The organism is Pandoraea sp. ISTKB, assembly GCF_001721285.1.
Taxonomy (GTDB): Bacteria; Pseudomonadota; Gammaproteobacteria; order Burkholderiales; family Burkholderiaceae; genus Pandoraea; species Pandoraea capi.
In genome coordinates, this window is sequence record NZ_MAOS01000024.1 from 87,446 (window position 1) to 111,788 (window position 24,343).

At 65.1% G+C, this 24,343-nt stretch carries 23 protein-coding genes; 16 read left to right on the forward strand and 7 right to left on the reverse strand.

Features of this window, described 5'->3' with window-relative positions; all coding sequences use genetic code 11:
* Window positions 1-8 precede the first annotated feature (8 nt).
* The 5 genes from A9762_RS06995 (at window position 9) to A9762_RS07015 (ending at window position 4,983) form a co-directional block, all read left to right on the forward strand.
* A complete protein-coding gene (locus A9762_RS06995) occupies window positions 9-1,040 on the forward strand; it encodes an acetamidase/formamidase family protein (protein ID WP_069341311.1) in 1,032 nt (343 codons plus the stop codon).
* A 28-nt stretch (window positions 1,041-1,068) separates the two neighbouring features.
* A complete protein-coding gene (locus A9762_RS07000) occupies window positions 1,069-1,332 on the forward strand; it encodes a XapX domain-containing protein (RefSeq protein ID WP_069341312.1) in 264 nt (87 codons plus the stop codon).
* 10 nt (window positions 1,333-1,342) lie between these two features.
* A complete protein-coding gene (locus A9762_RS07005; protein WP_039397456.1) occupies window positions 1,343-1,534 on the forward strand; it encodes a XapX domain-containing protein in 192 nt (63 codons plus the stop codon).
* A 90-nt stretch (window positions 1,535-1,624) separates the two neighbouring features.
* Window positions 1,625-4,012 (forward strand): acetamidase/formamidase family protein, encoded by a 2,388-nt coding sequence (locus tag A9762_RS07010; protein WP_069341313.1) that lies wholly within the window; start codon window positions 1,625-1,627, stop codon window positions 4,010-4,012.
* A 137-nt stretch (window positions 4,013-4,149) separates the two neighbouring features.
* The gene (locus tag A9762_RS07015) at window positions 4,150-4,983 is read left to right on the forward strand and encodes a GyrI-like domain-containing protein (protein ID WP_069341314.1); all 834 of its coding nucleotides are present in this window, start codon (window positions 4,150-4,152) and stop codon (window positions 4,981-4,983) included.
* On the opposite strand, the gene mnmH is transcribed toward A9762_RS07015, so the two are convergent.
* The 4 genes from mnmH to A9762_RS07035 are packed head-to-tail and all read right to left on the reverse strand — an operon-like array spanning window position 4,919 to window position 8,879.
* Entirely contained in the window at window positions 4,919-6,022 is a 1,104-nt protein-coding gene (gene mnmH, locus A9762_RS07020) for a tRNA 2-selenouridine(34) synthase MnmH (RefSeq protein ID WP_069341315.1), read from the reverse strand. The two genes, A9762_RS07015 and mnmH, sit on opposite strands and share 65 nt — an antisense overlap.
* Window positions 6,019-6,699: a lipopolysaccharide assembly protein LapB gene (locus A9762_RS07025; protein ID WP_139133122.1), complete on the reverse strand. Its 681-nt coding sequence runs from the start codon at window positions 6,697-6,699 to the stop codon at window positions 6,019-6,021. Before A9762_RS07025 ends, mnmH begins: the two co-directional genes overlap by 4 nt.
* A gap of 24 nt (window positions 6,700-6,723) precedes the next feature.
* On the reverse strand, window positions 6,724-8,226 hold the full coding sequence (locus tag A9762_RS07030; RefSeq protein WP_083253710.1) for a glycosyltransferase family 2 protein: 1,503 nt from the start codon (window positions 8,224-8,226) through the stop codon (window positions 6,724-6,726).
* A 20-nt stretch (window positions 8,227-8,246) separates the two neighbouring features.
* Window positions 8,247-8,879, reverse strand: a complete 633-nt coding sequence (locus A9762_RS07035) for a cytochrome b (protein WP_069341317.1) — start codon at window positions 8,877-8,879, stop codon at window positions 8,247-8,249.
* A gap of 288 nt (window positions 8,880-9,167) precedes the next feature.
* Here A9762_RS07035 and A9762_RS07040 point away from each other — a divergent pair, with 288 nt between their 5' ends.
* Both A9762_RS07040 and A9762_RS07045 read left to right on the forward strand, forming a co-directional pair.
* Window positions 9,168-9,992 carry an oxaloacetate decarboxylase gene (locus A9762_RS07040; protein ID WP_069341318.1) on the forward strand — a complete coding sequence of 275 codons (825 nt, stop codon included), beginning with the start codon at window positions 9,168-9,170 and terminating at the stop codon, window positions 9,990-9,992.
* Window positions 9,993-10,133: 141 nt separating this feature from the next.
* Entirely contained in the window at window positions 10,134-10,943 is an 810-nt protein-coding gene (locus tag A9762_RS07045) for a class II aldolase/adducin family protein (RefSeq protein ID WP_069341319.1), read from the forward strand.
* Here the strand turns inward: A9762_RS07045 and A9762_RS07050 are convergent, their stop codons facing one another.
* Window positions 10,944-11,873: a LysR substrate-binding domain-containing protein gene (locus tag A9762_RS07050; RefSeq protein ID WP_069341320.1), complete on the reverse strand. Its 930-nt coding sequence runs from the start codon at window positions 11,871-11,873 to the stop codon at window positions 10,944-10,946.
* A gap of 151 nt (window positions 11,874-12,024) precedes the next feature.
* Window positions 12,025-13,413, reverse strand: a complete 1,389-nt coding sequence (locus A9762_RS07055; RefSeq protein ID WP_069341321.1) for an MFS transporter — start codon at window positions 13,411-13,413, stop codon at window positions 12,025-12,027.
* 557 nt (window positions 13,414-13,970) lie between these two features.
* Here A9762_RS07055 and A9762_RS07060 point away from each other — a divergent pair.
* The 6 genes from A9762_RS07060 to A9762_RS07080 all read left to right on the forward strand — a co-directional run bounded on the left by A9762_RS07060 (window position 13,971) and on the right by A9762_RS07080 (window position 20,142).
* Window positions 13,971-15,779 carry a CPBP family intramembrane glutamic endopeptidase gene (locus A9762_RS07060; RefSeq protein ID WP_069341322.1) on the forward strand — a complete coding sequence of 603 codons (1,809 nt, stop codon included), beginning with the start codon at window positions 13,971-13,973 and terminating at the stop codon, window positions 15,777-15,779.
* Between the two features lie 113 nt (window positions 15,780-15,892).
* The gene (locus A9762_RS07065) at window positions 15,893-16,564 is read left to right on the forward strand and encodes a DUF1345 domain-containing protein (RefSeq protein WP_069341323.1); all 672 of its coding nucleotides are present in this window, start codon (window positions 15,893-15,895) and stop codon (window positions 16,562-16,564) included.
* A 273-nt stretch (window positions 16,565-16,837) separates the two neighbouring features.
* The gene (locus tag A9762_RS07070; protein ID WP_083253704.1) at window positions 16,838-18,271 is read left to right on the forward strand and encodes a cytochrome ubiquinol oxidase subunit I; all 1,434 of its coding nucleotides are present in this window, start codon (window positions 16,838-16,840) and stop codon (window positions 18,269-18,271) included.
* A gap of 102 nt (window positions 18,272-18,373) precedes the next feature.
* Entirely contained in the window at window positions 18,374-19,372 is a 999-nt protein-coding gene (gene cydB, locus A9762_RS07075) for a cytochrome d ubiquinol oxidase subunit II (protein ID WP_069341324.1), read from the forward strand.
* The gene (locus A9762_RS28460; protein ID WP_139133123.1) at window positions 19,356-19,559 is read left to right on the forward strand and encodes a hypothetical protein; all 204 of its coding nucleotides are present in this window, start codon (window positions 19,356-19,358) and stop codon (window positions 19,557-19,559) included. The genes cydB and A9762_RS28460 overlap by 17 nt, the downstream gene beginning before the upstream one ends.
* Before the next feature lie 10 nt (window positions 19,560-19,569).
* Window positions 19,570-20,142, forward strand: coding sequence for a YbhB/YbcL family Raf kinase inhibitor-like protein (locus A9762_RS07080; protein ID WP_139133124.1), 573 nt, complete (start codon window positions 19,570-19,572; stop codon window positions 20,140-20,142).
* A gap of 195 nt (window positions 20,143-20,337) precedes the next feature.
* On the opposite strand, the gene folE is transcribed toward A9762_RS07080, so the two are convergent.
* The gene (folE, locus tag A9762_RS07085) at window positions 20,338-20,904 is read right to left on the reverse strand and encodes a GTP cyclohydrolase I FolE (protein WP_044458260.1); all 567 of its coding nucleotides are present in this window, start codon (window positions 20,902-20,904) and stop codon (window positions 20,338-20,340) included.
* 262 nt (window positions 20,905-21,166) lie between these two features.
* On the opposite strand from folE, the gene A9762_RS07090 reads away from it, so the two are divergent.
* The 3 genes from A9762_RS07090 to A9762_RS07100 are packed head-to-tail and all read left to right on the forward strand — an operon-like array spanning window position 21,167 to window position 24,311.
* Window positions 21,167-22,141 carry an HlyD family secretion protein gene (locus tag A9762_RS07090; protein ID WP_139133125.1) on the forward strand — a complete coding sequence of 325 codons (975 nt, stop codon included), beginning with the start codon at window positions 21,167-21,169 and terminating at the stop codon, window positions 22,139-22,141.
* Window positions 22,138-23,172, forward strand: a complete 1,035-nt coding sequence (locus A9762_RS07095) for an ABC transporter ATP-binding protein (RefSeq protein ID WP_083253705.1) — start codon at window positions 22,138-22,140, stop codon at window positions 23,170-23,172. The genes A9762_RS07090 and A9762_RS07095 overlap by 4 nt, the downstream gene beginning before the upstream one ends.
* Complete coding sequence (locus A9762_RS07100; RefSeq protein ID WP_069341326.1) at window positions 23,169-24,311, forward strand: ABC transporter permease; 1,143 nt, start codon at window positions 23,169-23,171, stop codon at window positions 24,309-24,311. Before A9762_RS07095 ends, A9762_RS07100 begins: the two co-directional genes overlap by 4 nt.
* The last annotated feature ends 32 nt before the right edge of the window (window positions 24,312-24,343 follow it).

A 24,343-nucleotide genomic window follows, 5' to 3' on the forward strand; every position in this document is an offset into this window, starting at 1 on the left:
GACATGGCATGCTTCACGACCTTCCCGCACGGCCCGACACGGTGCATTGGGGCTACTTCGACGCGACACAGAAACCGGCGCTGACGATCAAGAGCGGCGATTTCATTCGCGCCGAAGCCGTCACGCATCACGCGGGCGACGCCCCCGATCTGATGATGGACGACGCTGTGCGCGCCATCTACGACAAGATCCCTCACGAAGATCGCAATCCGGGCGTGCACATCATGACCGGCCCGATCTACGTGGAAGGCGCGAAGCCGGGCGACATGCTCGAAGTGCGCTATCTCCAGATGATTCCCCGCTTCCGCTTCGGCGCGAACGTCGCCGCACATTGGGGGCAACTCTACGACGACTTCCAGAAGGAACGCGTCACCATCTACGAGCTGGACAACAGTTCGAACACCGCTCACGCGCTGTACGCCTACGACTATCCGGGCAAGCTCACGACACCGGGCAAGGTCGTCGACCATCGCGAGTGCTGCAAACAACCGGCACTGGCCGGCGTGCGTGTGCCCGTGCGACCCCACCTCGGTACGGCAGGCGTCGCTCCCGACGCACAGGGCCGGGTGACGACCGTCGAGCCGGGATTGCACGGCGGCAACATCGATAACTGGCGCATCGGCGCCGGCGCGACCATGTACTACAAGGTGCAGGTCGACGGCGGGCTCTTCTCCATCGGCGATCCGCACATCTCGCAAGGCGACGGCGAAATCAGCGGCACCGCCATCGAAGCCTCGCTCAACGTGCTGTTCCAGGTCGTGCTGCGCAAGGATTTCGAGTTCCCCTCGCCGCTGCTGGAAACCCCCGACTGCTGGATCGTGCACGGCTTCCATCAGGATCTGGACGAAGCGGGCAAGAACGCCGCACGCGACATGATCACGCTGCTCACCGACCAGCAGGGACTATCGCGCGACGACGCCTACTCGCTCATGAGCGTGGCGGCCGACTTCGGCGTGACGCAGGTCGTCGACGGCACGCAAGGGGTGCACTGCACCATGCCACGCGGCATGTTCCCACCCAAGACGCCCAAGTCGGATTAAGTCCTGACGGCACCCGGAGGACCCAACCATGCAATACGTCTACGTCGGGCGCAACGAGCTTGTCGCCCTGATCGTCGGATTGGTGACGGGCACGCTGTACTCGTGGCTCGATCTGCCGATTCCCGCACCGAATGTGCTCGGCGGCATCTTCGCCATCATCTTCACGTATCTGGGCTATCTGATCGTGAACGTGTGGCGCCGCTCGGTCACGTTCGGACGTCCGCCCGCCGACGGTCTGTCGGGCGCCGGGGCATCGTCTTCGGCACGTTCCCCTTCTGCCGGTCAGTCCTGAGGAGCGCATCATGGTCGAAATCACACTCGGGGCGACCGAGTTGCAGGCAGCGGCGGTCGGGCTCGTCACCGGTGTGCTGTACACCGGCGTGCGGGCGCCCATTCCCGCGCCGAACGTGCTCGGCGGCATCTTCGCCATCGTCGGCACGTTCGTCGGCTTTGCTTTCGTGGCGGCAATGCGCGGCCAGTTACACTTCGGCTAGCGCAGTTGCACGTCTGACGTGTGGCCCCGGCACGGTCGACGACGGCCGTGCCGGGCCACCACCGTCGTCATTTCCGAAGGAGGCCGGATTTTGGATCGCGCGCACTTCTCAACCGAGTCCTACGCCCAGGATCAGCGCGGGCCTGCGTGGCAAGCGCGCCTGCTCGACGCCCGCCTGCATTTTCGCGCCCCCTCCGACGCCCAGCCGCTGCACGGCACGCTGCTCACGCATCGCACCCCCGGCGGCATCGAACTGTCGGTGATCGCATCCACGCCGCAAACGGTGTCGGCACGCGCGGGCGGCGAGCGTGGCTTCCTGCTCGTCATGCTGCTCGACGGTCAGGCGGAGCTGACCGGCGCGGGCGTGCCCGAGGGCGAGACGCTCGTGGCCGGCGACATGGCCTGCATCCCCGGCACGCACAGCGCCGATCTCGTCGCCCGAACGCCGTTCCGGCTGATCTCGGTGCATGTGCGTCATGCACTCATCGCCCCGCGTCTTGGCGCAGCGCCGCCAACGCACGCGTGCAAACTTCCCGAGCGCGTGTCGGGTCTGTTCGGCGGCTTGCTGAGCGGGCTGGCCCTGCAACTGGACACCATGCACGACGCCGATCCGCATGCGCTCGAACCCGCCGAGCGCGTGATCCTCGAATGCCTCGCGTCCGCGCTGACGGCCGTCAGACCGCAGGCCTCGCCTCTGTCGACGTCGCGCACCATCGTGTTCACGCGCATCTGTCATCGGATTCAGGCGCGACTGGCCGAACCCGATCTGTCGCTCAGTGCGATTGCCAAAGACGAGCATGTGTCGGATCGCTACTTGCGAAAACTCTTCGAAGACGCGGGACAAAGCTTCTCGTCCTATCTGCGCAACAGCCGTTTGCAGCGCTGCCACGCAGATTTGCAGAATCCGGCGTACGAGCAATTGACGGTGGCGGACATCTGTTATCGCTGGGGGTTTAACGATCCGTCGTACTTCAGCCAGGCATTCCGCGAGCGCTTCGGCGTGTCGCCCAAAGCCAGCCGCGATCAGGCGTTGCGCGAACGCGCGTTGCCGGAGCGCGCCCGCATATCGCGCGGCCATCCGGATGTGCCCGCCGGACTCTCCCCACATGCGCCCCATGCCGCCCACGCGGCGCACGCCCGTCTGCCGTCGCGCGACGCAACGCCCGGCGGTGACGCGCTGCGCCGCGCGCTCCCCCACGACGCGGGCCGCCATCACTACCTGCGCGCAACGTGCGACTCGGTGCACTGGGGCTATCTGAGTCATGACCTTGCGCCCGTGCTGACGGTCGCGTCCGGGGACACGGTCACCATCGAGACCCTGACGCAACACGCGACCGACGACTGGGCGCGCATGATCGAGGGCGACCCCGGCGCCGAGAGCGTGTTTCACTGGACGGCAACGCAGAAGAACGTCGACCGGCGCGGCGCGGGACCGATGGATGCGTCGGTCTACGGGCGCGGTGCGGGCGAAGGTTTCGGCGTGCACATCTGCACCGGCCCCATCGCGGTGGAAGACGCCATGCCCGGCGACGTGCTCGAAGTCCGGATTCTGGACCTGCAACCCCGCCCGAGCGCCAACCCCGAGTTCGCGGGCAAGGCCTTCGGCAGCCATGCCTCGACATGGTGGGGCTTCCACTATCAGGACATGCTCACGCTACCGCGCGAGCGCGAAGTCGTGACGGTGTTCGAGATCGATTGCCACGACGGCACCGGCAACGAATCGATGGACGAAGGCAGCGACGTCGCGCGCGCCATCTACAGCTTCCGTTGGACACCGCAGCAAGACCCGTTCGGCGTCGTGCATCCGACCATCGACTATCCGGGCGTGCCGGTCGATCACACCCGCATCACCAAGAATTACCGCACGCTCCGGAATGTCGAGATCCCGCTGCGACCGCACTTCGGGGTGCTGGCGGTGGCGCCCGCACAGGACGGCCTGATCGACTCGATTCCGCCGTCGAGCTACGCGGGCAATCTCGACAACTGGCGCGTGACGCGCGGCGCGAGTGTGTTTCTCAAGGTCGCAGTGCCCGGCGCGCTGCTGTCCATCGGCGACCCGCACGCCTCGCAGGGCGACGCTGAACTCGGCGGCACCGCCATCGAATGTTCGCTCACGGGCAACATCCAGTTGATCCTGCACAAGAAGGCGGCGATCGAGGCGAGCGCACCGTATGCCGACCTGACCTATCCGCTGGTCGAGACGCCGACCGAGTGGATCATCCACGGCTTCAGTTCGCCGAATCATCTCGCCGAGCTGGGACAGAAGGCGCAGAGCCAGATCTACATGAAATCGACGCTCGACAGCGCCTTGCGCGACGCCTTCCTCAAAGCGCGCCGCTTTCTCATGCAAGTCAAGCGGCTCACCGAGGACGAAGCGACTGCGATACTCTCGGTGTCCGTCGACTTCGGGGTGACGCAGGTCGTCAATGGCAACTGGGGCGTGCACGCCATCATCCGCAAGGGGATGTTTAATGATTGACCGGGATTGACCGGGATTGATCGGGACTGATCCACGATCAACCGGCCGCCCCGGCCGTCCTCCAGCGAAGACCCGTCGCGTGAAAATCGCAAAATCGGCAAAGTGCCGGTCGCTACATTGGCGTCCAAGGAGCGCAAATGAAACCCGAGACCCGTCTTCGCTACGCCCAACGCATGGAGCCTGTGCTGCGCTGGCTGGCCAGTCATCCGGAGAGTCCCCCGGATCTGTACCACCTCGCCGAACTGGCCTGCCTGTCGCCGTATCACTTCCATCGTGTCTACCGCGCGTTGCTGGGCGAGACGGTGAACGGCACGGTGCAGCGCATTCGCATGCATCGTGCGGCCATCGCGCTGGCGGACTCGGAGGATTCGATGCGTGTTGTCGCGTCGCGTGCCGGCTATGCGTCGGACGCCGCGTTCAACCGGGCCTTCGGTGCGTTTTTCGGCATGCCGCCGGGACGCTATCGGGACACCCGCTCCGATCCCATCGATCCTCAGGAGCCCAACATGTACCCGATCTCAGTCGAATCGTTTCCCGCCACGACCCTTGCCGCGCTGCGACACAGCGGCGACTATCAGGCCATCGGCCCGGTCTTCGTCCGCGTTTTCATGCTGGCCGCCGCGCACGGTCTGGCGCGACCGGACACCACCGGCTTCGGCGTCTATTTCGACGATCCGGAACAGGTGCCGACCGAACAGTTACGCTCGCTCGCCGGCGTGTCGGTCGCAAGCGATGCCGACATCGGCGGCGATCTGGAAAGGTTCGAGATTCCGGCCGGACGATGTGCCGTGCTGACGTACACCGGCCCGTACAACGAGATGAGCAAGCCGTATCAGTGGCTCTTTTCGGAGTGGCTGCCGAACAGCGGGCTGGAACCGGCCAACTTCCCGATGTTCGAGCAGTACCTCAACGACCCGCGTTCGACCCCGGCGGCACAGCTTCAGACGAAGATTTGTCTGCCGGTGAAATAACGGCGAGCAAGGCCTGTGCCTGCGGGCGCAGGTCTGGCGCTCCGGGATGAAACGCAAACGGCATCGCCTGCGTCAGCCCTTTGAGCAGCTTGCGCGAACTGCGCGTGTAAGCCGGGTCGTAGTGCCGCGTGATGAGCGCTTCGGAGAGTTCGCGTTGTTGCCCCTGATCGAGCATCGTGAGCCACTGGTCGACGACCGCCCTGCCATGCAACGGAACGAGCCGCAGCAACTGCGCGCGAAACGCCTCCGGCTGCGCAAGCAGATGACCGTACTCCTGCGTGAGCAATGCCACACGCTCGTCGATGGGGACATTGACCTCGACGCAGCGCATGGTGCCGCGCAGCGCGGTCATCAGCGATTCCGGCAGCGTCACGAGGCCGATGCGACGACTCTCCGCTTCCACGAACACCGGACGTGCCGGATCGAGCGCACGCAGCGCACCGATCAGCCGCGTATCGAAGGCCTTTTGCGACGGCTGTGGCGCGTCGGGCATCGCGCCGAGCAGCGAGCCCCGATGCACCGCGAGACCTTCGAGATCGAGCGTCTGCGCCCCGGCGTCGGCCAGCGCGTGCAGCAGACGTGTCTTGCCGCTGCCGGTGTGTCCGGCGAGGACCACGTAGTCGAGCGTCGGCGGCAATGTCGCAAGCGACGCCACGACATCGCTGCGATAGGTCTTGTAGCCGCCTTCGAGCTGACGCGCCCGCCAGCCGATCATGTTCATCATCAGCGTCATCGACGCCGAGCGCATGCCCCCGCGCCAGCAATACACGAGCGGACGCCAGTTGCGCGGCCGGTCGGCAAACACCGTATCGAGATGATGCGCAATGTTGCGCGCGACCATGGCCGCGCCTTCGCGTGAGGCGTCGAACGGCGAGACCTGCTTGTACATCGTGCCGACGACAATGCGTTCTTCGTTGCTGAGCACCGGGGCGTTGATGGCGCCGGGGATGTGATCGTCGGCGAATTCGAGCGGCGTACGAACGTCGATGATTTCGTCGAAGTCGCCAACGCTGGCGAGCGGCACGCGCAGATGATTCATCGTGCCTGCTTTGCCGAGGGTACGGCGGTTTGTTCGGCGGCTTGTACGGCCAACGGCCCGCAGTGGCTGCCGTAAGGCGTGCGGGAGGTGGGCTGGCTGCGCGCATCGTCGCCGAGATCGGCCCGCACCCTGGCGGCACGGTCGATGACGCGCGTCGCGGCTTCCGCATCGCCCGCCCCGCCGAGCGCGAGTGCATAGTCGTCGAGCAACTCGGCGTAGGCGAACGGCACCTTGCGCGCCGCCTCCAGACGGTCGAGCGTACCGAGTGCACGACCGAAGTATTTGACCGAGACGTCGAACTGACGCTGCACCAATGCCAGTCGCGCCAGTTCGACGAGCGCCGGATAGCGATAGCGCGCCGTCAGGATGTCGAGATCGTAGGCCTGACTCAACTCGCGCTCGGCTTCGGCGTAATAGCACGTCACGCCGAGCGCCCGTCCGTAGTCGAAATGTATCGCCGCGCGTTGCGACGCCGGCCAGCCGGACTGGTCCGCGACCAGCACCGCCTGCCCGAAGGCGCGTCGGGCGGTGTCCCAGTCGCCACGCACTTCGGCAGCGCCGCCCTGCGCGGCGTAGTCAGGGCCTGCCGGCTTCGGTGCCGGTGAAGTGCACCCTACGGCGCCCAGAACGGCGCCGAGCGCACACACCATCGCCAACCACGTCAAAGATCGAATCATCGGGGAGAAAAAGCTGCCGGGAAATCACCTGTCGCGGGGCACCTCCGCCCCGCGCTCGCCCGACAGGATACCGCGTCGCACCTGAACGCCCCAACGCTGACGTCCCGTGAGGAAGTGACCCCAGCCCATCGCCGCCCCCGTGTGGCGCATCAACTGGAACGAAAACGGCTCCAGCACGGCAGCCACGAAGGCCAGCCCGAGGCTCGTGCCGGTGCTGTGCCCGGTCCAGCGACGATAGGCATGCACCGACCACAGATGAAAGCCGAGATCGATGACGATCTTCCCGAGAATGATCCCGGAGACCGGCAGCACGACCCCGTAATGCCCTTCGCAGACGAACGTCACCAGCAGCGCGAAGGCCGTCAGCCCGTAGATCGGCTGAAGCGTGTCGAACGCCTTGACCGGCAGCATCCAGCGACCGAGGTTGCCGTAGCGGCCGTTGCCGACCATGTCGCGATACCAATACTGCGTCTGGAGGAAGCCCGCGAACCAGCGGCGACGCTGACGCAGGAAGCTCGTCAGGGTGCCCGGTGCATCGGTGATCGCCTGTGCACCGCCCACGACACGCACTTCCCAATGCAGCGCATGCGCCACCGAGTAACGGCGCAGACGGTGGATCAGTTCGTAGTCCTCGACCAGACAGGCAGGATCGAAGCCGCCCACGGCCAGCACCGCTTCGCGCCGGAAGCACGCGAAGGCGCCGGAGATCAGCAACAGGCCGTCGGCGCGCATCCACGCAAAGCGCGAGATGAAGTTGCGGATGTACTCGTACGTCTGGAAGAACTGCAACACGCGCGCGCTCATGGTGTCGCCGCACACCGGCGTGAGCACCCCCGTGGCCGCCACCAGACGCGGGCGACGGGCAAAGGCATCGTGCATGGCCGCACATGCGCCGGCGTCGAGCAGCGTATCCGCGTCGACCGTCATGACGATGTCGGTATCCATACCGACGAGCGCGGCATTGAGCGCTTTCGCCTTGCCGCCGTGCGGCACGCGCAGCCAGCGCAGGTTCGGATAACGCGTGCTCGGTGCACTCAACCCGCCAACACCCGGATCGACGAGACCGTAGTCGCCCGTGAGCAAGGCGACGGTGCCGTCGTGCGAACCGTCGTCGGCAATCACGATGGCGTCGGGGACCTGACGGCCCGCCATCAACGAGCGCAACGTCACCGGCAGCGCCGCCGCTTCGTTGTGCGCAGCCACAACCACGCCGAGGGTGAGGTGCACAGCGGCCGCATCGGCGGCGTTGCCCCAGGTCTCATCCGGGTCCGGGCGCATCAGGCGCCACGCCTGCCAGAAGACGAAGGCCAGCAGCACGGTGTCGTAGACGACATATGCCACGCCAGTCCCCCACGCGAACACGCCCTTGAGGAAGAACGCCTGCGCAAACAACAGGCACCACAGCACGGCAACGCCGGTATGCACGAGCCAGCTCGCGAGCGGCGTCGGCGGCAAGGTGAAGCGCGGCGAGTGTTGTTCGCGCAGCGCTTCCAGTCGGGAAACGCCCGTCTCGATAGTCGGTGTCATGTCTTGGCTCTGCTCCGTGCTCACGGCAGCATCCGGCCGATCACCGGGTGACGGTCGATCCATTGATGCTTGAGCGCACCACCGATGTGCAGCGCCAGCAACACGTAGAGGGTGTAGGCGCAATACGTGTGAACGTCGCCCAGCACGCCGTGCCAGTAGTCTTTGCTCGCGTCGCTCATCGCCATCAGGAAACCCATGCGCGGGAACGGCACCGAGCCGAACAGCACCAGCGGGTGCGTCGATGCAGCCACCCATGCCGAGTCATGCGCCCAGCCCGAGAGCGGCATCGCGAAGATCAGCACGTACAACAGCCAGTGCACCAGATGCGCCGCAGCCCGTTCCCACGAAGCGAAAACGTGCGACAGCTCGGGAGGCCGATGCGTAACGCGCCACAGAATGCGCAGAATCGCGAGGCCGAGCACCGTGATACCGATGGACTTGTGCAGATCGATCCAGAAACGCACGTCGATCTTTTCGAGCGTGGCGTCGGAGAGCAAGGCAATCGTCTGGCCGATCGCGACGTTGCCGAGCATCAGCAGCGCGACCGCCCAATGCAGCAGCATGGCGACACGGGTGTACTTGGGATCTTCGTACAGGGCCACGCGGGGTTTGCCGGCAGACGCCGATGAGACTGAAGGAGGCTGAGAATTCACGTTGGACGTCCTGAAAATACGCTGGAAGATGATTGCATAACGCCGGTTGAAGCGCGCTTATTCCCGCGTTGCCGCAAAAAAGTTGTTACCGGGGATTACCGGCGCGGCACGGGACACCGCGTTTCCCCTTTTTTCGCCCCGCCCGCCAAAACCGTTCGTCGATCGCCATTCGTCGGCATGCCTGCACGCGCATGGGGAATCTGCCTTGCGAGCGCGTCGCAAAACCGCGATGATCGGGAAATTCCGTGCGCAGCGCACCGCGAACTGCGCCCCCTCAGGAGACATGCCATGCCACGCAGCATCGCCGAAAAACGCGCCGCGTTTCGAGAGCTTCACCTCGCCGGTTGTTTCGTCATCCCCAACCCGTGGGACGCCGGTAGCGCCAAATACCTCGAACATGCCGGCTTTCAGGCGATCGCCTCCACCAGTTCCGGTTTCGCCTGGTCGACCGGGCACCCCGACAACGGCGTGACGCGCGACGGCGTTCTGGCACATTTGCGCACCCTCGTCGAGGCCACCGACCTGCCGGTGAACGCCGACTTCGAAAGCGGCTTCGGCAGCACGCCCGACGACGTGGCGCAGAGCGTGAAGCTGGCGGTAGCCACCGGCGTGGCCGGTCTGTCCATCGAGGACTCGACGGGCAACGACAACGAACCGCTGTTCCCGCTCGACGAAGCCGTCGCGCGCATGAAGGCGGCACGCCGTGCCATCGACGAGACCGGCGGCGATACGCTACTCGTGGGTCGCGCGGAGAATTTCTTCGCCGGCGTGCCCGATCTCGACGACACGATCAAACGATTGCAAGCTTACGCCGAAGCGGGCGCCGATTGCCTCTATGCGCCGGGCATCCAGTCTGCCGAGCAGATCCGCGCCGTGGTGGCGGCCGTCGCACCGAAGCCGGTCAACGTGCTCGTCGGCGCCACATCGCCCTTCACCCTGCAAACGCTGGCGAGCCTCGGGGTGCGCCGCGTGAGCGTCGGCGGTGCACTCGCCCGCTCCGCATGGGGCGGCTTCATGCATGCGGCGCAGGCGCTGGCCGAAGGTCGCTTCGACGGCTTCGACAGCGCGGCCAGCGGGGCAACGCTCAACGGTCTGTTCCGCACGGGGGAATGAACAACCGGGGGCGATGGCCGTGGCAGGTCCCTACCCAGTGACTTTTCGTCGATAGACGTTGCCGCCCCCGTGCGGGGACAATCCCGGGAAAGCCGATGCCCGCACGGCGGGCACGGCATCCCCATTCGACGGAGCGCCCCCATGAATTCCCCGCACGACGCCTTTGCCACCTTTGCGATCCCTACGCCGCTGGGCGCACCGCTGCCCAAGCCGCGCGTGTTCGATAACGTGGAAGACGAGCGCGCCGACCGGAAGCTGCGGCTTGCCGTGGCCTTTCGTATCTTCGCGCGCTTCGGGCTGGCCGAAGGCATCGCCGGGCATATCACCGTGCGCGACCCCGAGTTTCACGACCGTTTCTGGGTCAATCGCTACGCCCAGCACTTCTCGTCGATCCATCCCGACGACCTGATTCTGGTGGACGAGGCCGGTGGCCTGCATCACGGCGACGGCCCGGTGAATGCCGCCGCGATGGCCATCCATGCCGGCATCCACGCCACCCTGCCCCACGTGACGGCCGCCGCTCACACGCACACCACTCACGGCCGTGCTTTTTCCGCGCGCACGCGTCACCTTGCGCCGATCAATCAGGAAGCGTGTCTGTTCTTCGAAGACCACGTGTTGTTCCGTGGCGACGTGCTCGTCCTCGGTGCAGACGAAGGTCGTCGGATCGCCCAGACGATGGGGCATCAGCGTGCCGCCGTGCTGTTGAATCACGGGTTGCTCACCGTCGGCTCGTCCGTCGATGCCGCGGCCTACCGCTTTCTCGCGATGGAGCGATGCGCGCAGGTGCAGTTGCTGGCCGAAGCCGCCGGACCGCTCGAAGTGCTCTCCGACGCCGAAGCCCGCGAGGTCTTCCGTCTGCTCGGATCGGACTATGTGGCATGGCTCGGCTATCAGGGCCTCTATGAGCAAGTGCTGCGCGAATGCCCTGAACTCCGGTCGCCCCGATGATCAGGTTCTTTCGCTGACGCGCTCGCCGAGATACGCGTCGACGGCGCGGCGTAACCAGGCGTCGAACTGACGCAACGGTGCCCAGTCGCGACGCTGCGCCGGGTACGAGAAGTAGATGGTCTGGGGATTGGCGAGCGTATGCGCGTGGGCCTGCACCAAGGCGCCACTCGCGAGTTCGCGTTCGATGAGCACACTCGGCAGCAACGCCACACCGAGTCCGGCGACTGCCGCGTTGATCGCCATGATGAACATGTCGTAACGCTGCGCACCGCGTTGGGGCCGGATCTCCGACGCGTGCGTCGCGCCTTGCGAGGCGAACCAGTCGTCCCACACGCGAGGGAGATCGCGCGGGCAGATCCATGACTGCCCGGCGACCTCGTCGAGCGTCAATGACGTGCGCCCCGCCAGCAGTCGAGGTGCGGCGACGAGCAAGAGCGAATCGTCGGTGACAAGCGCGGTGCCGGGCATGCCGGGCCATAACCGCGTGCTGAAGTAGATCGCCGCATCGAATGCGGAATCGTCGAAGAACACGGGCTGATCGCGCCCGAGAATATGCAGACGCACGTCACGCGTGGTGGCATAGAAGTCGTCCAGTCGGGGAATGAGCCACTGCGCGGCGAACGTCACACCGACGGCAATTTCCAGCTCGGACTCCCGGCCCTGCTGCACGACGTCGAGTGTGTCGCGGCGAATCTGATCGAGATGCACGCGAATGCGTTTCGCGTATTCCGCACCAGCAGGCGTGAGTACGAGCCGCTGCCGGACACGCTCGAACAATGCGACCCCCAGGTGCTTTTCCAACTCCCCGACCCGCTTGCAGACGGCGCCATGCGTGAGCGCAAGTTCTTGCGCGGCGGCCGCGAAATTCTGATGACGGGCACTGGCCTCGAAGGCCTGCAACGCCGAGAGACTGGGAACGCCCAGACGCATGGTGGCTCCTGCGGGAAAACGATGTTGCCCGACAGTCTATGCGATGCGTCTCGCACAAACCAAGGCCCGTCGTGCCTGCGCATCGACGGGCCTGAGATCCTGCATGCGGGCGTCAGCCCACGACAATCGACGAGCGACGCCTACTCCACGCTTATTCCACGTGCGCGACACCACCGGCGAGCACCGGCGCACCCGCCACTTCCTTGGGCAAGGCCCACGACATCCAGTGCGTGCGCAGCGCAACCACCAGCACGAAGGCGAGCGCCGCCAATGCGCCGAACGTGGCGAACCCCATCTGATAGCTGCCCGTCGACTCCTTGGCGATACCCATGATCACGGGCAGATAGAAGCCGCCGATACCACCGGCTGCACCGATGATGCCCGACATCAGGCCCGTCTTGCCTTGCCAGCGTTGCGGCACGAGCTGGAACGTCGCCCCGTTGCCCAGACCGAAGCACATGTAGATCAGCACGAGCAGCGCGATACCGGCGCCTTGCGGCGGCATCCATGCCGCGAACACAAAGTCGATGACCGAGATGGCGGCAAGCAGCAACACGAGCGCGCGCACACCGGAGATGCGGTCGGCCACCAGACCGCCGATGGGACGCACCAGCGCACCGAGGAACGCGAGCAGCGACATGAACAGACCGGCTTCGAGGCGCGGCATACCGTACAGCGAGATCAGCAGCGTGGTCACATACGACGACATGCCGACGAATCCGCCGAACGTGATGCTGTAGACCAGCATGATGACCCACGTGTCGCGCTCACCGAGCACACCACGATAGTGACGCGGCAGCACGGCAATGGCGAGCAGCGCACCGAGCACCGGCAGCAGCAGCACGCCCGCCTTGCCTTCGCCGAAAGCGCCCGCATGCACGCACAACACCAGCGCGACGAGCCCGAACACCGTGATGAAGAAGCTCGAGAACGCACGCGACGCGCTACCCGACTTCACGCCCTGATCCTTGGCCCAGAACACCAGCGCCAGCCCGGCGAGTGCGAGCAGCGGCAGCGCGGCACCCGCGGCGCGCGCCCAGCCGAAGTGTTCGGCCAGTCCCGGGAACATGAAACCGTCGAGCACAGCACCGACGTTACCCGCAGCGGCGAGGCCAAGCACAAGGCCCTGCACCTTCGGCGGATAGTTGCTGCCCGCCATCGGCAAGGCCACGGCGAAGCTCGCACCGCCCACGCCGAGGAACACCCCCAGCACGAGCAGCAACGTGTACGACGGCGTGCCCGGCATCAGCAGCAGCACGACCGACGGAATGGCCGACAGTACGAGCCCCATCAATGCGATCTTGCGACCGTCGTAGGCCTGATAGAGATTGCCCAGCGTGACGCGCAGGATCGCGGCGCCCAGCACCGGCACGGCCACGAGGAAGCCGGTCTGTGCGGGCGTCATCGCAATGTCCTTGCCGATGAACGGGGCCAGCGGTCCGAGCATCACCCAGACGGTGAAACCGGTGTCGAAGTAGAGAAAACACGCAACCAGCGCGCGCCAGTTGCCACTTTTCAACGATTGCGTGAGCGTGCTCATGGATACCCTCGTGTGCGGATGCCAAAAAAAAAGCGTCCCGAAGCCGTCGGCCTGTGAACAGACCTGTAGCTTCGGGACGCCGTTGCCCCGAAATCCCCGCGCTCGCGGGGTCATGCATGCGGTGCAGAAAATTCGCTTGTCTTCGCTTACCTTACTCAGCCGCCGTTGGCCTTATGCAAGGATTAGCAATTGGCGTGCCAAGTGGGTGTCATGTACGGAACAAAACACGGTAGACGTCCATTTCACGGGGCTTCCAGGGGAGTTCAGCGCGTGTGGCATGACGCAATGAGGGCCAATCGGCGCGAGCGCTGGCCGCCATCTCCATGACATCGCAACGGGCACAATGCCGCATCGCGATGCGGCGGCGCACCATTAACGTGCGCCGCACCCCGCACGACGGCAAGCGACGACGCGTCGCGATTTCCGAAGACTTGCTCCAGATGGCGCATCGTTTCCCGATAGCCGGCCTCGCTTCAGTTCAGGCATGCTTGGGTCGTTATGCCATTCAGACAGACTGCGAGCGCAGTCGACGACAACGATATCCCGGGAAATCTCGCGTGTACCGCATCCTGCTCCAGCTCTCGATGGCCGTGCTCGGCCTTCTGCCCGTCCTTTCCATCGCCGCCCCCACCAAGGGCACCCCGCTGCTGACGCAAGACACGCTGACGCAGCAAGTCGATGACGCGTCGCTCGCCAAGTATCGCGAGATCGTCGCGACGTTCGACGCAGCCGTGCGCGCGCGCCCCGCCGATCCGAAGCTGGCGCTGGCACGTTGCCAGTTCATGCAGACCTATTCCTGGTCGGAGGATCTGCGCTGGGCCGGTCAGGCGCAAACGGATTTCTCCGCCTGCCGGCAAACGCTCACCGACAAGTTCGCCAACGTTCCGGAGGTCGCGCTATATCTGCTGCAAAGCACGTACGGCAAAGCGCTCATCGAGCAAGGCTCGCCTCTGCTGGCGGCATCGGCCAAGTGGTCGCCGCAGGACCGCGCCCGTTTGCATGCTGCGCTCGCCAATGCTTACGAGGCGACGCAAGACAAGCGCAACGCGGGCCAGCAAGCGGTGGAAGCCGCCATGCTGGCCCCCGATACCCCGGTGCTGTTGCTGGCCGTTCGCTATCTCGCGTCGAACGGAGAGAAGACGCAAGCGAAGCGTCTGTTGATGGCGGCCCCGGCGCCCAAGGTCCCCTGGCTCGCCAACGCCCGCATCAACACCGCGCATGATGTCTTGCCGGGCACCACGGCGCGCGACCTCCTGCTGCAAATGCAGCAGGCCGGGTTGAAGATCGATCCGTACACGAGCGCACGCGCCTGGCTTCAGGCCGGCGACCCCGCCCGCGCACAACGTGCGCTCGCCGATACGCCGCCCAGCGCGTCGGAGTTGACGCAAAACCGCGCGCTGCGTCTGTCGGTGGCGCTCGCCGCCGGCGACGGCAAAGCTGCGTCGGCGGCTATCGAATCGTCGCTCGAACACGACAAGGGCAACCGCTGGCCGCTCTCCCAGTCGTACGCCGTGCTGCTGACGATCGACCCGGCGGCGGCCCTGCATCCGGCCTTCGCGGGATTGGCGCTGACGTTGCTCGCCATCGGTCTGTGCATCGCGCTGGTGCCCGGCCTGCTGATGTTTCCGGTGCACTACGTCGGGACCGTGCGCGCCCGCAAAGGCCGTCCGACCCCGGCGATCTTCGACGGCATCGGCCTGCGGCATGCCTGGTATGGACTCGCCGTGTTCTGCCTCGCCAGTTGGGTGATCCCGGTGTTCATGCTGGGTCAGGTGGTATCTGCCTATCCGGTCGCAGCGACGGGCGCGGCGCTGTTACAGCCGAAACTGGCCATCGCTCACTTCATCACCCTTGGCGTCATTTCGCTCGCACTCGCCCATACCGTCTGGAAGTTCGGCGGGCGTCAGTGGCCCGGTTACGGCACGTGGAAGGTGCGCTGGTTCATCTGGCCCGCCATTCTGCTCATGATCGCGGCGTTCAGCGCCTGGATGATGGCAAGGCATGGCGTGCCGGGGACGGCGGACAAGCCGGTCTGGAACGAAATCATCGTGCTCAGCGCCCGGCAGGCCGGCGGCGCGGGACTCGCTTACTTGCTGATCGCCGTTGCCGTGCCGATCGTCGAAGAGTTCGTCTTCCGGGGCTGTCTGCTCGGCGGCCTGACCCGCCATATGAGCTTCGCGGCGGCCAACGTCTGGCAAGCCGTGATCTTCGCGTCCGTGCACTTCGATGCGAAACACTTCGTGTTCTTCGTCCTGTTCGGCCTCACGACCGGCTGGCTCGCGAAGAAGACACACGGACTGGCTGTCCCCGTCGCCATCCACGCCATCAACAATGCCATCTTCGTCTCGATGGTCCTGTCACGCTGAAGCGCCGAACCTGAGGATGCCCCGGTCACAGGCGATACCGTCATGAACCGGGGCATGGCACCGTTGAGGGATAATCGATCCACCCGTTGCCACGCCCCGCCCGGACATCGCTCATGAACGCCAAGCTTTTCCCGCATCTGGTCCGCTTCCACCCGCGATTGCTCATCGCCATTGTCATTGGCGTGGTTGCAGGCCTGTTCGTGCAGGTCGTCGTCAGGGGAGAGTTCAGCACCGTCACCCGCGTGCTGATCGGCTGGAACGCCGGGGCGTGGTCGTATCTGGCAATGATCTGGTTCATGATGGTCACCGCCCCCAAACGCAGCATCGAGCGCTTCGCCGAGCAGGAGGACCAGAGCGCCGTCATCGTGCTGAGTGTCGTCAGTCTGTCAGCGATCGCCAGCGTGGCCGCCATCGTTCACATTCTCGCGAGCGCGAAGGCCGGGGGTGCATCGCATGCCTCGGAGCATGTTCTGTTCGCTGCCGCCACGCTCATCGCCGGCTGGTTTCTCGTGCCGACGATCTACACGCTGCATTACGCGCGGCTTTACTTCACCGATACCGAGTCGCCGTATGCGCTCGCCTGGCCGGACCGGGATTGCGATCCGGACTACTGGGACTTCCTGTACTTCTCGTTCACCATCGCGGTCGCGTCGCAAACCGCCGACATCGCGCTGAAGTCGCGCCGCATGCGTCGGGCGGCCCTCGCACAGGCCATCCTCTCGTTCTTCTTCAATCTGGCGGTGCTCGGCCTGTCGATCAACATCGGCGCCGGATTGCTCAGTTAGGCCGTGCGACGCATCAACGCGGCCACCAACGCCACTCGATGACGTTCGACGGCATGTGACATGACGCCGCACCACCTACCGACATAAATCCCAATAAAAACATACAAATAGCGCAAATTCGATTGATGGCAGATCCCGCGTCAATGCGCCACATGTGACGACTTGTCACGCGTGCTGCGACGCAGCAACGCCTAATATGCATGCAAACAAGTGGTGAAATTTCTAAATTATCACCATACAAGACAGGGTTTAATTGCATACATAGAGCGCAACATGACTGCCGTTCCGGATGCCCTCGACCTCGCACGCCTGCAATTCGCGTTCACGGTCTCGTTTCACATCATTTTCCCCGCCGTCTCCATCGGTCTGGCGAGTTTCATCGCCGTACTCGAAGGGCTCTGGCTCAAGACACGTCAGCAGCACTATCTCGATCTGTGCCGCTTCTGGTCGAAGGCGTTCGCCGTGTGCTTCGGCATGGGCGTGGTCTCCGGCGTGGTGATGGCCTATCAGTTCGGCACGAACTGGTCGGGCTTCTCCAGCTTCGCCGGCGCGGTCACCGGACCGCTACTCACTTATGAAGTGATGACCGCGTTCTTCCTCGAAGCCGGGTTCCTCGGCATCATGCTGTTCGGCTGGCATCGCGTGAGTCCGCGCGCACACTTCGCCGCCACGCTCTGCGTAGCCATCGGCACGCTGATCTCGACGTTCTGGATTCTCGCGTCGAACAGCTGGATGCAGACGCCGCAGGGTTACGAGATCGTCGACGGACGCGTGGTCGTACTGTCGTGGTGGGACGTGATCTTCAACCCGTCCTTCCCGTATCGACTCGCGCACATGAGCATTGCCGCGTTCGTGGTGGCTGCGCTCGTCGTGGCGGGCACCGGCGCCTGGCACCTGCTGCGCGGGCGTCGCGACCCGGCCGTCAAGACGATGTTCTCGATGGCGATGTGGCTGCTGCTCATCTTCGCGCCGCTGCAAGCTTTCGTCGGCGATCTGCACGGGCTCAATACCCGCGAGCATCAACCGGCGAAGATCGCCGCCATCGAAGGCCTCTGGGAGACAAAGACCGGCGGCACGCCGCTCAACCTGTTCGGCTGGCCCGACATGAAGGCCGAGACCACGCGTTACGCGATCGAAGTGCCGCATCTGGGCAGCCTGATCCTCACGCATAGCTGGGACGGCGAGATTCGCGGCCTGAAGGAATTCCCGAAAGACGAGCGTCCCAACGTGCCGCTGGTGTTCTGGAGCTTCCGCATCATGGTCGGTCTGGGTCTGGCGATGATCGGCGCGGCGCTCGCGGCGCTGTGGCTGCGCCGTCGCGGCACGCTCTTCGCCTCGCGCAACTTCGCCCGCGTGATGCTGCTGCTCTCGCCGACCGGCTTCATCGCGCTGCTCGCCGGATGGGTCACGACCGAAGCGGGACGTCAGCCCTGGGTCGTGTACGGCGTGATGCGCACGGCGAATGCCATGTCGCCGGTGAGCGCGCAGCAGGTACAGGTGTCGCTGCTGGTGCTCGTGCTCGCCTACTTCCTCGTGTTCGGCACGGGCGTGTATTACCTGCTGAAAATTCTGCGCAGCGGGCCGGTCGGGGCTGACACCTCGGCGGGCGCATCGCATACCGATGACGTCCACCACGGGCCGCAGGCAATTCCGGCCATGTCGGGACTGTCAGGACGCATCGACACCGACAGCGCGCACGCGACCTGATCGTCATCGGTCACAACGACACGCGCTCATACCGACACGCCCCGACACACTTCGACCCGCATCGGCACGCATCGACACTTACCGGACATAGCGAGACTTCTCATGGATCTGACCCTGGCGTGGGCCGCCATCATCGCGCTCGGCCTTTTTCTCTACGTGGTGCTCGACGGTTTCGACCTCGGCATCGGTATCCTCTTCCCGTTCTTCCCCGACGCGCGCGAGCGCGACACGATGATGAACTCCGTCGCCCCCGTCTGGGATGGCAACGAGACGTGGCTCGTGCTCGGCGGCGCCGGTCTGCTCGCGGCGTTCCCGATGGTCTACTCGGTGCTGCTCTCCGCGCTGTATCTGCCGCTCGTGCTCATGCTCGTGTGTCTGATTTTCCGCGGCGTGGCCTTCGAGATTCGCGGCAAGTCGCGTCGCACGCGGCAGTGGTGGGACCTCGCGTTCATCGGCGGATCGGCTGGGGCGACGTTCTTCCAGGGCGTGGCCCTCGGCGCCTACCTGTCGGGCATTCCTGTCGAGAACGGACAGTTCGCCGGCGATGCCTTCGCGTGGGTCACGGCGTTCAATCTGTTCACCGGTCTCGGGTTGCTCGTCACCTATGCCCTGCTCGGCGCATGCTGGCTGATCGGCAAGACCGAGGGCGATCTGCAACGTCGTCTGCGCGTGCTCGCGTGGCCGTTGACGATCGCGCTCGTCGCCACCATGGCCATCGTCTCGTTGTGGACGCCGCTGCGCTTGCCGCTCGTGGCCGAACGCTGGTTCGACGGCCAATGGTTCTGGCGCTGCCTGCCGGTGCCGTTCGTGGTCGCGGGGGCCACGCTGGCCATGCGTCGCGTGCTGCAACGCGCGCACGACGCCACGCCGTTCTGGCTTGCGATCGGTCTCGTGTTCCTCGGCTACAGCGGTCTGCTCATCAGCGCGTATCCCTATGCGATTCTGCCGGGCATCACGCTGTGGGACGCCGCCGCGCCGCACTCCAGTCTCTCGTTCACGATGTGGGGCGCGGCCTTCATCATTCCTGTGATCCTCGCCTACACGATGCTGGCGTACTGGGTCTTTCGCGGCAAGGTGGCACACGATGCGCACTATCACTGATCTCGTACGTCCCGGCGTGCGCCGCCAGCGCGAGCGCGACGGCGCCCACACCCCTGGCATGGCTCGCCCGGCGTGGCAGCTCATGTGGATTCGCTGGGGATGGTTCGTGGCGCTCTGGTGCGCGGGTGTGGCGGGCACAGCCCTGCTTGCACTACCATTCAAACTCATCATTGCAACTGCCAAATAGGAGGCAGCTTATGAATCGGCTTTCATCCCCGAACGTGACGCGCATTGCAGGGGCCGCGGCCATGGCCGTCACCCTGCTTGCCGGATTCGCCGGCACGGCACGTGCGGAAGGCATGAGCGTTTCATCCAGTGCATTCACCGACAGCGCCCTGCTGCCTGCGATCCACGCTGGCCTCGACGCCTGCGGCGGGGAGAACAAGAGCCCGCCGCTCGAATGGAAGAACCTGCCTCAGGGCACGCGCAGCGTGGTCATCAAGATGACCGATCCGGATGGCGCGAAGGGTGGCGGTGTCGTTCACTGGATTGCCTACAACATCCCTGCATCGATGACATCGCTGCCTGCCGGCGCTGGCGAGAAAACCGGCCCGAACATCACGGTCGGCAAGAACATCACCGGTTCAGAGGCCTATCGCGGCGCTTGCCCGCCGGTTGGCGACACGCCGCATCACTACATCATCACGGTGACGGCGACCGATATCGCACCGGGCGACCTGCCTGCGGGGCTCGACGCCAACGGCCTCGCAGCCAAGCTCGCCGGTCATACGCTGAACGGCTCGACGATCGTGGCGCGCTACGGTCGCTGAGGTTGCTGACGTCGCGGAGGGCGTGACGTCGACCGGGAAACCTTGCCGGTCGCACCCTCCATGCGAACGCGACGCATCAAAAGAAAACGCCAGCGGCATCCACCGCTGGCGTTTCTCGTTTCAGAGCGTCGCGATTTAAACGTGTAAGTCGAACACGTCAGTCGAACGCGTAGAAAGGCGCGAACCGCTGCGCGATCACTTGTCCCGTGCGAGGGCGAGGAATTCCGTGCGCAACGCCAGATTCGGCTGCAACTCGCCGAGCATCGCCGACGTCACCGTTTCCTCACCGGCCGTGCGAATGCCACGGCTTTCCATGCACATGTGACGGCATGACACCACCACGCCGACCGCCTTCGGTTGCAGGTGCGTCATCAGCGCTTCGGCGACTTGCGTCGTCAACCGCTCCTGCACTTGCAGACGACGCGCGAAGCAATCGACCAGACGCGTGAGCTTCGACAGGCCGACGATCTTGCCGTTGGGCAGATAGCCGATCGTCGCCTTGCCGAAGAACGGTGCGAGGTGATGCTCGCAATGGCTGTAGACGGGAATACCGCGCACCACGATCAATTCGTTGTATTGCTCGGCGCCGTCTTCGAAGACCTTGAGCACCTCGGCCGGGTCCTGGTCATAGCCTGCCGTCCATTGACGCCATGCCTTCTGTACACGCGCCGGCGTTTCGTGCAGGCCTGGGCGGTTCGGATCTTCGCCGATGTGTTTGAGGAATCGCTTCCAGTCGTTTTCGTCGAACGTGTCGTGAGACATATCAATCAAGCTCCGTTGCATTGGATCCGGGGCGCTGCGCCATCACCGCTCGCGCCTCCCCGCGCCGCCGGACATGTGCGCACAATAACAGAGAGTCTCACCGCTCGCCGAAAGCCACCTTGACGGGCATGCCCTTTGCGCCGAGGTGATGCCGACCTTATGTCGACTTTGTGCGGACTTTATGCCGAGCCAGTCCCGATTGCCTCGCCTCTCGCTTTTGCGCTAAGGTGGCGGCGGACACCCGCAACGCACGAGGCGCGCCATGTCGGCAACCCCACGCATGTGCACTAACGCGATGACCCTTGCTGCCGTGGCGACGCTCGCCCTGCTGGCAGGCTGCGGCGACGGCGGCACCAAGCCGTGGCAGGGCTACGTCGAAGGCGAGTTCGTCTATGTCGCCTCCTCACAGGCCGGCACCTTGCAGACGCTTTCCGTCGCGCGCGGCCAACAGGTCAAAGCGAGCGACGCCCTTTTCGATCTCGAAGCCACCTTCGAGATCGCCGCACAGGCCCATGCCCGCGAGACGCTCGCGAGTGCCGAAGCCCAGTTGCGCGATCTCGGCACCGGCAAACGCCCCGACGAGATTGCCGTCTCGGCCGCGCAACTCCAGCAGGCGATTGCCGCCCGCGACAAGGCCGTCACCCAGTTCGACCGCGATCAGGCGCAGTACGCCGCCGGTGGCATCTCGCGCGAGCAGCTCGACGCAAGCCGTGCCGATGCCCGCAGCACCACGGCGCGAGTCCAGGAATTGCAGAGCAGTCTGGCCGTGGCGCGGTTGCCCGGGCGCGAGGCGCAGCGTCAGTCGCAGGCCGCGCAGGTCGATGTGGCGCGGGCATCGCTGGCGCAGGCCGACTGGCAACTCGCGCAGAAGCACGCGGTGGCCAACGCGCCGGGGCGCGTGTACGACACGATGTATCGCGTGGGCGAATGGGTCGCGGCGGGAAGCCCAGTCGTGCGGCTGCTGCCGCCCGCCAACATCAAGGTCCGGTTCTTCGTGCCGCAAGCCACGCTCGGCGACCTGCATGCCGGTCAGACGGTGCATATCGCTTGCGACGGCTGCGGCGCGGGTGTCGACGCCCGTATCACCTACGTCGCCAATCAGGCGGAATACACGCCGCCCGTCATCTACAGCAACGACACACGTGACAAGCTCGTCTACATGATCGAGGCACATCCGGCGCCGGCCGACGCGATCAAGCTCAACCCCGGACAGCCGGTACAGGTGAGTCGTCGATGACTGGTCTCGCTGCCTCGACACGCGACGCGACACCGACGTCCGGCAAAGGCGCTGACGGCGCGCGCAACGGGCATGACATCCACGATAGCCACGACAGCCCCAACGAACTCGCCATCGACGTGCGCGGACTGAACAAGCACTTCGGTGACAAGCACGTCGTGAAGGACCTGTCGATGCAGGTCCGGCGCGGCGAGATCTTCGGCTTTCTCGGACCGAACGGCAGCGGCAAGACCACCTGCATTCGCATGATGTGCGGCCTGCTCACGCCCGACTCCGGCAGCGGCACGTGCCTGGGCTTCGACATCGTGCGCGAGAGTGCGCAGATCAAGCGGCACGTGGGCTACATGACGCAGCGCTTCTCCTATTGGGAAGACCTGACGATTCGCGAGAACCTCGATTTCGTCGCCCGCGTGTACGGCATGCCGAACCGCAAGGACACCGTCGAGCAGGCCATCGAACGGCTCGGCCTCAAAGCGCGCGCCAATCAACTCACGGGCTCGCTCTCGGGCGGATGGAAACAGCGGCTGGCGCTGGCGGCGTGCATGCTGCACGAGCCGCAGGTCCTGCTGCTCGACGAGCCGACCGCCGGGGTGGACCCGACCGCCCGTCGCGACTTCTGGGAGGAACTGCACGAGCTGGCCGCACGCGGCATTTCGGTACTGGTCAGCACCCACTACATGGACGAAGCCGAGCGCTGCCACAAGCTCGCGTACATCTCGTACGGCGAATTGCTGGCACAAGGCTCGGCAGCGGAAGTCATCGAAAGCCAGCACCTGTCGACGTGGACCGTGCATGGCGACGATCTCGTCGATCTCGCCCGGGAACTGCGCGAGCAACCCGCCGTGGCGCAAACGGTCGCGTTCGGCAGCGCCCTGCATGTGAGCGGCACGGATGCCGACGCGCTGGGCAAACTGCTTCGCGATCTGGCCGATACGCGCGGCCTTCGCGTAACGCCCATCGACACGAGTCTGGAAGACGTGTTCATCTATCTGATGAGTCACGCCAAGGACAACTTCGGGGACGGGACGTGAGCGCGCCGCTCGGGTTCTCCATCGCCCGCTGGTGGAGCATCGTCTGCAAGGAATTCCTGCAACTGCGGCGCGACCGGGTGACGTTCGCCATGATCGTCGCCGTGCCGCTCGTACAACTGACGCTCTTCGGCTTCGCCATCAATACCGATCCGAAGCACATGCCCACCGCCGTGCTGATGCACGACGACAGCGAGTTCACCCGCAGCTTCGTCGCCGCAATGGAGCACTCCGAATACTTCCGCCTCACGGAAACGCTGTCGAGCGAAGAGGCTGGCCGTGCTGCGCTGGCACAGGGCCGCGTGCAGTTCGTGCTCAATATCCCGACCGATTTCACACGACGGTTGTTGCGTGGCGAGCGCCCCGCCCTGCTCGTCGAAGCCGATGCCACCGACCCGATGGCGATGGCCTCCGCGCTCGGTGCACTGCCCGCCATCGCACAGTCCGTCGCGCAGAAGGACCTGACCGGACCACTGGCCGGGCTGGCAGGCGGACAGAGTGCATTCGACGTGCAGGTGCATCGTCTGTACAACGCCGAAGGCATCACGCAGTACAACATCATTCCCGGCCTGATGGGCGTGATCCTCACCATGACGCTCGCGATGATGACGGGGCTGGCGATCGTGCGCGAGCGTGAGCGCGGCACCATGGAGAATCTGCTCGCGACACCGGTGCTGCCCATCGAAGTGATGACGGGCAAGATCGTGCCGTACATCGCCATCGGTCTGATTCAGGCGAGCATCATCCTGATCGCGGCGCGCTTCGTGTTTCATGTGCCGTTCGAGGGAAGCGTGATCGCCATCTATCTGTCGGCGCTCGTCTTCATCGCCGCCAACCTGACGGTCGGTATCGCGCTCTCGTCTTTCGCGCAGAACCAGTTGCAGGCGATGCAGCTCACCGTGTTCTACTTTCTGCCGAACATGCTGCTGTCCGGCTTCATGTTCCCGTTTCGCGGCATGCCCGCGTGGGCGCAGGCGATCGGCAACGTGCTGCCGCTGACGTATTTCAACCGGCTCATTCGCGGCATCCTGCTCAAGGGCAACGGATGGGCGGATGCCTGGCACGATCTGTGGCCGCTGCTCGTTTTCTGCGCCGTGCTCATGACGGTGGCCGTCAGATTCTATAAACGCACGCTCGACTGAACCGCCTATGCGAGCCGCCCGCCACGTGCTTT

Coding starts and splice junctions, on each gene's coding strand:
- A9762_RS06995 (WP_069341311.1), top strand. CDS start 9: ATGCTTCACGACCTTCCCGCACGGCCCGACACGGTGCATTGGGGCTAC.
- A9762_RS07000 (WP_069341312.1), top strand. CDS start 1,069: ATGCAATACGTCTACGTCGGGCGCAACGAGCTTGTCGCCCTGATCGTC.
- A9762_RS07005 (WP_039397456.1), top strand. CDS start 1,343: ATGGTCGAAATCACACTCGGGGCGACCGAGTTGCAGGCAGCGGCGGTC.
- A9762_RS07015 (WP_069341314.1), top strand. CDS start 4,150: ATGAAACCCGAGACCCGTCTTCGCTACGCCCAACGCATGGAGCCTGTG.
- mnmH (WP_069341315.1), bottom strand. CDS start 6,022: ATGAATCATCTGCGCGTGCCGCTCGCCAGCGTTGGCGACTTCGACGAA.
- A9762_RS07025 (WP_139133122.1), bottom strand. CDS start 6,699: ATGATTCGATCTTTGACGTGGTTGGCGATGGTGTGTGCGCTCGGCGCC.
- A9762_RS07030 (WP_083253710.1), bottom strand. CDS start 8,226: ATGACACCGACTATCGAGACGGGCGTTTCCCGACTGGAAGCGCTGCGC.
- A9762_RS07040 (WP_069341318.1), top strand. CDS start 9,168: ATGCCACGCAGCATCGCCGAAAAACGCGCCGCGTTTCGAGAGCTTCAC.
- A9762_RS07045 (WP_069341319.1), top strand. CDS start 10,134: ATGAATTCCCCGCACGACGCCTTTGCCACCTTTGCGATCCCTACGCCG.
- A9762_RS07050 (WP_069341320.1), bottom strand. CDS start 11,873: ATGCGTCTGGGCGTTCCCAGTCTCTCGGCGTTGCAGGCCTTCGAGGCC.
- A9762_RS07055 (WP_069341321.1), bottom strand. CDS start 13,413: ATGAGCACGCTCACGCAATCGTTGAAAAGTGGCAACTGGCGCGCGCTG.
- A9762_RS07065 (WP_069341323.1), top strand. CDS start 15,893: ATGAACGCCAAGCTTTTCCCGCATCTGGTCCGCTTCCACCCGCGATTG.
- A9762_RS07070 (WP_083253704.1), top strand. CDS start 16,838: ATGACTGCCGTTCCGGATGCCCTCGACCTCGCACGCCTGCAATTCGCG.
- cydB (WP_069341324.1), top strand. CDS start 18,374: ATGGATCTGACCCTGGCGTGGGCCGCCATCATCGCGCTCGGCCTTTTT.
- A9762_RS28460 (WP_139133123.1), top strand. CDS start 19,356: ATGCGCACTATCACTGATCTCGTACGTCCCGGCGTGCGCCGCCAGCGC.
- A9762_RS07080 (WP_139133124.1), top strand. CDS start 19,570: ATGAATCGGCTTTCATCCCCGAACGTGACGCGCATTGCAGGGGCCGCG.
- folE (WP_044458260.1), bottom strand. CDS start 20,904: ATGTCTCACGACACGTTCGACGAAAACGACTGGAAGCGATTCCTCAAA.
- A9762_RS07090 (WP_139133125.1), top strand. CDS start 21,167: ATGTCGGCAACCCCACGCATGTGCACTAACGCGATGACCCTTGCTGCC.
- A9762_RS07095 (WP_083253705.1), top strand. CDS start 22,138: ATGACTGGTCTCGCTGCCTCGACACGCGACGCGACACCGACGTCCGGC.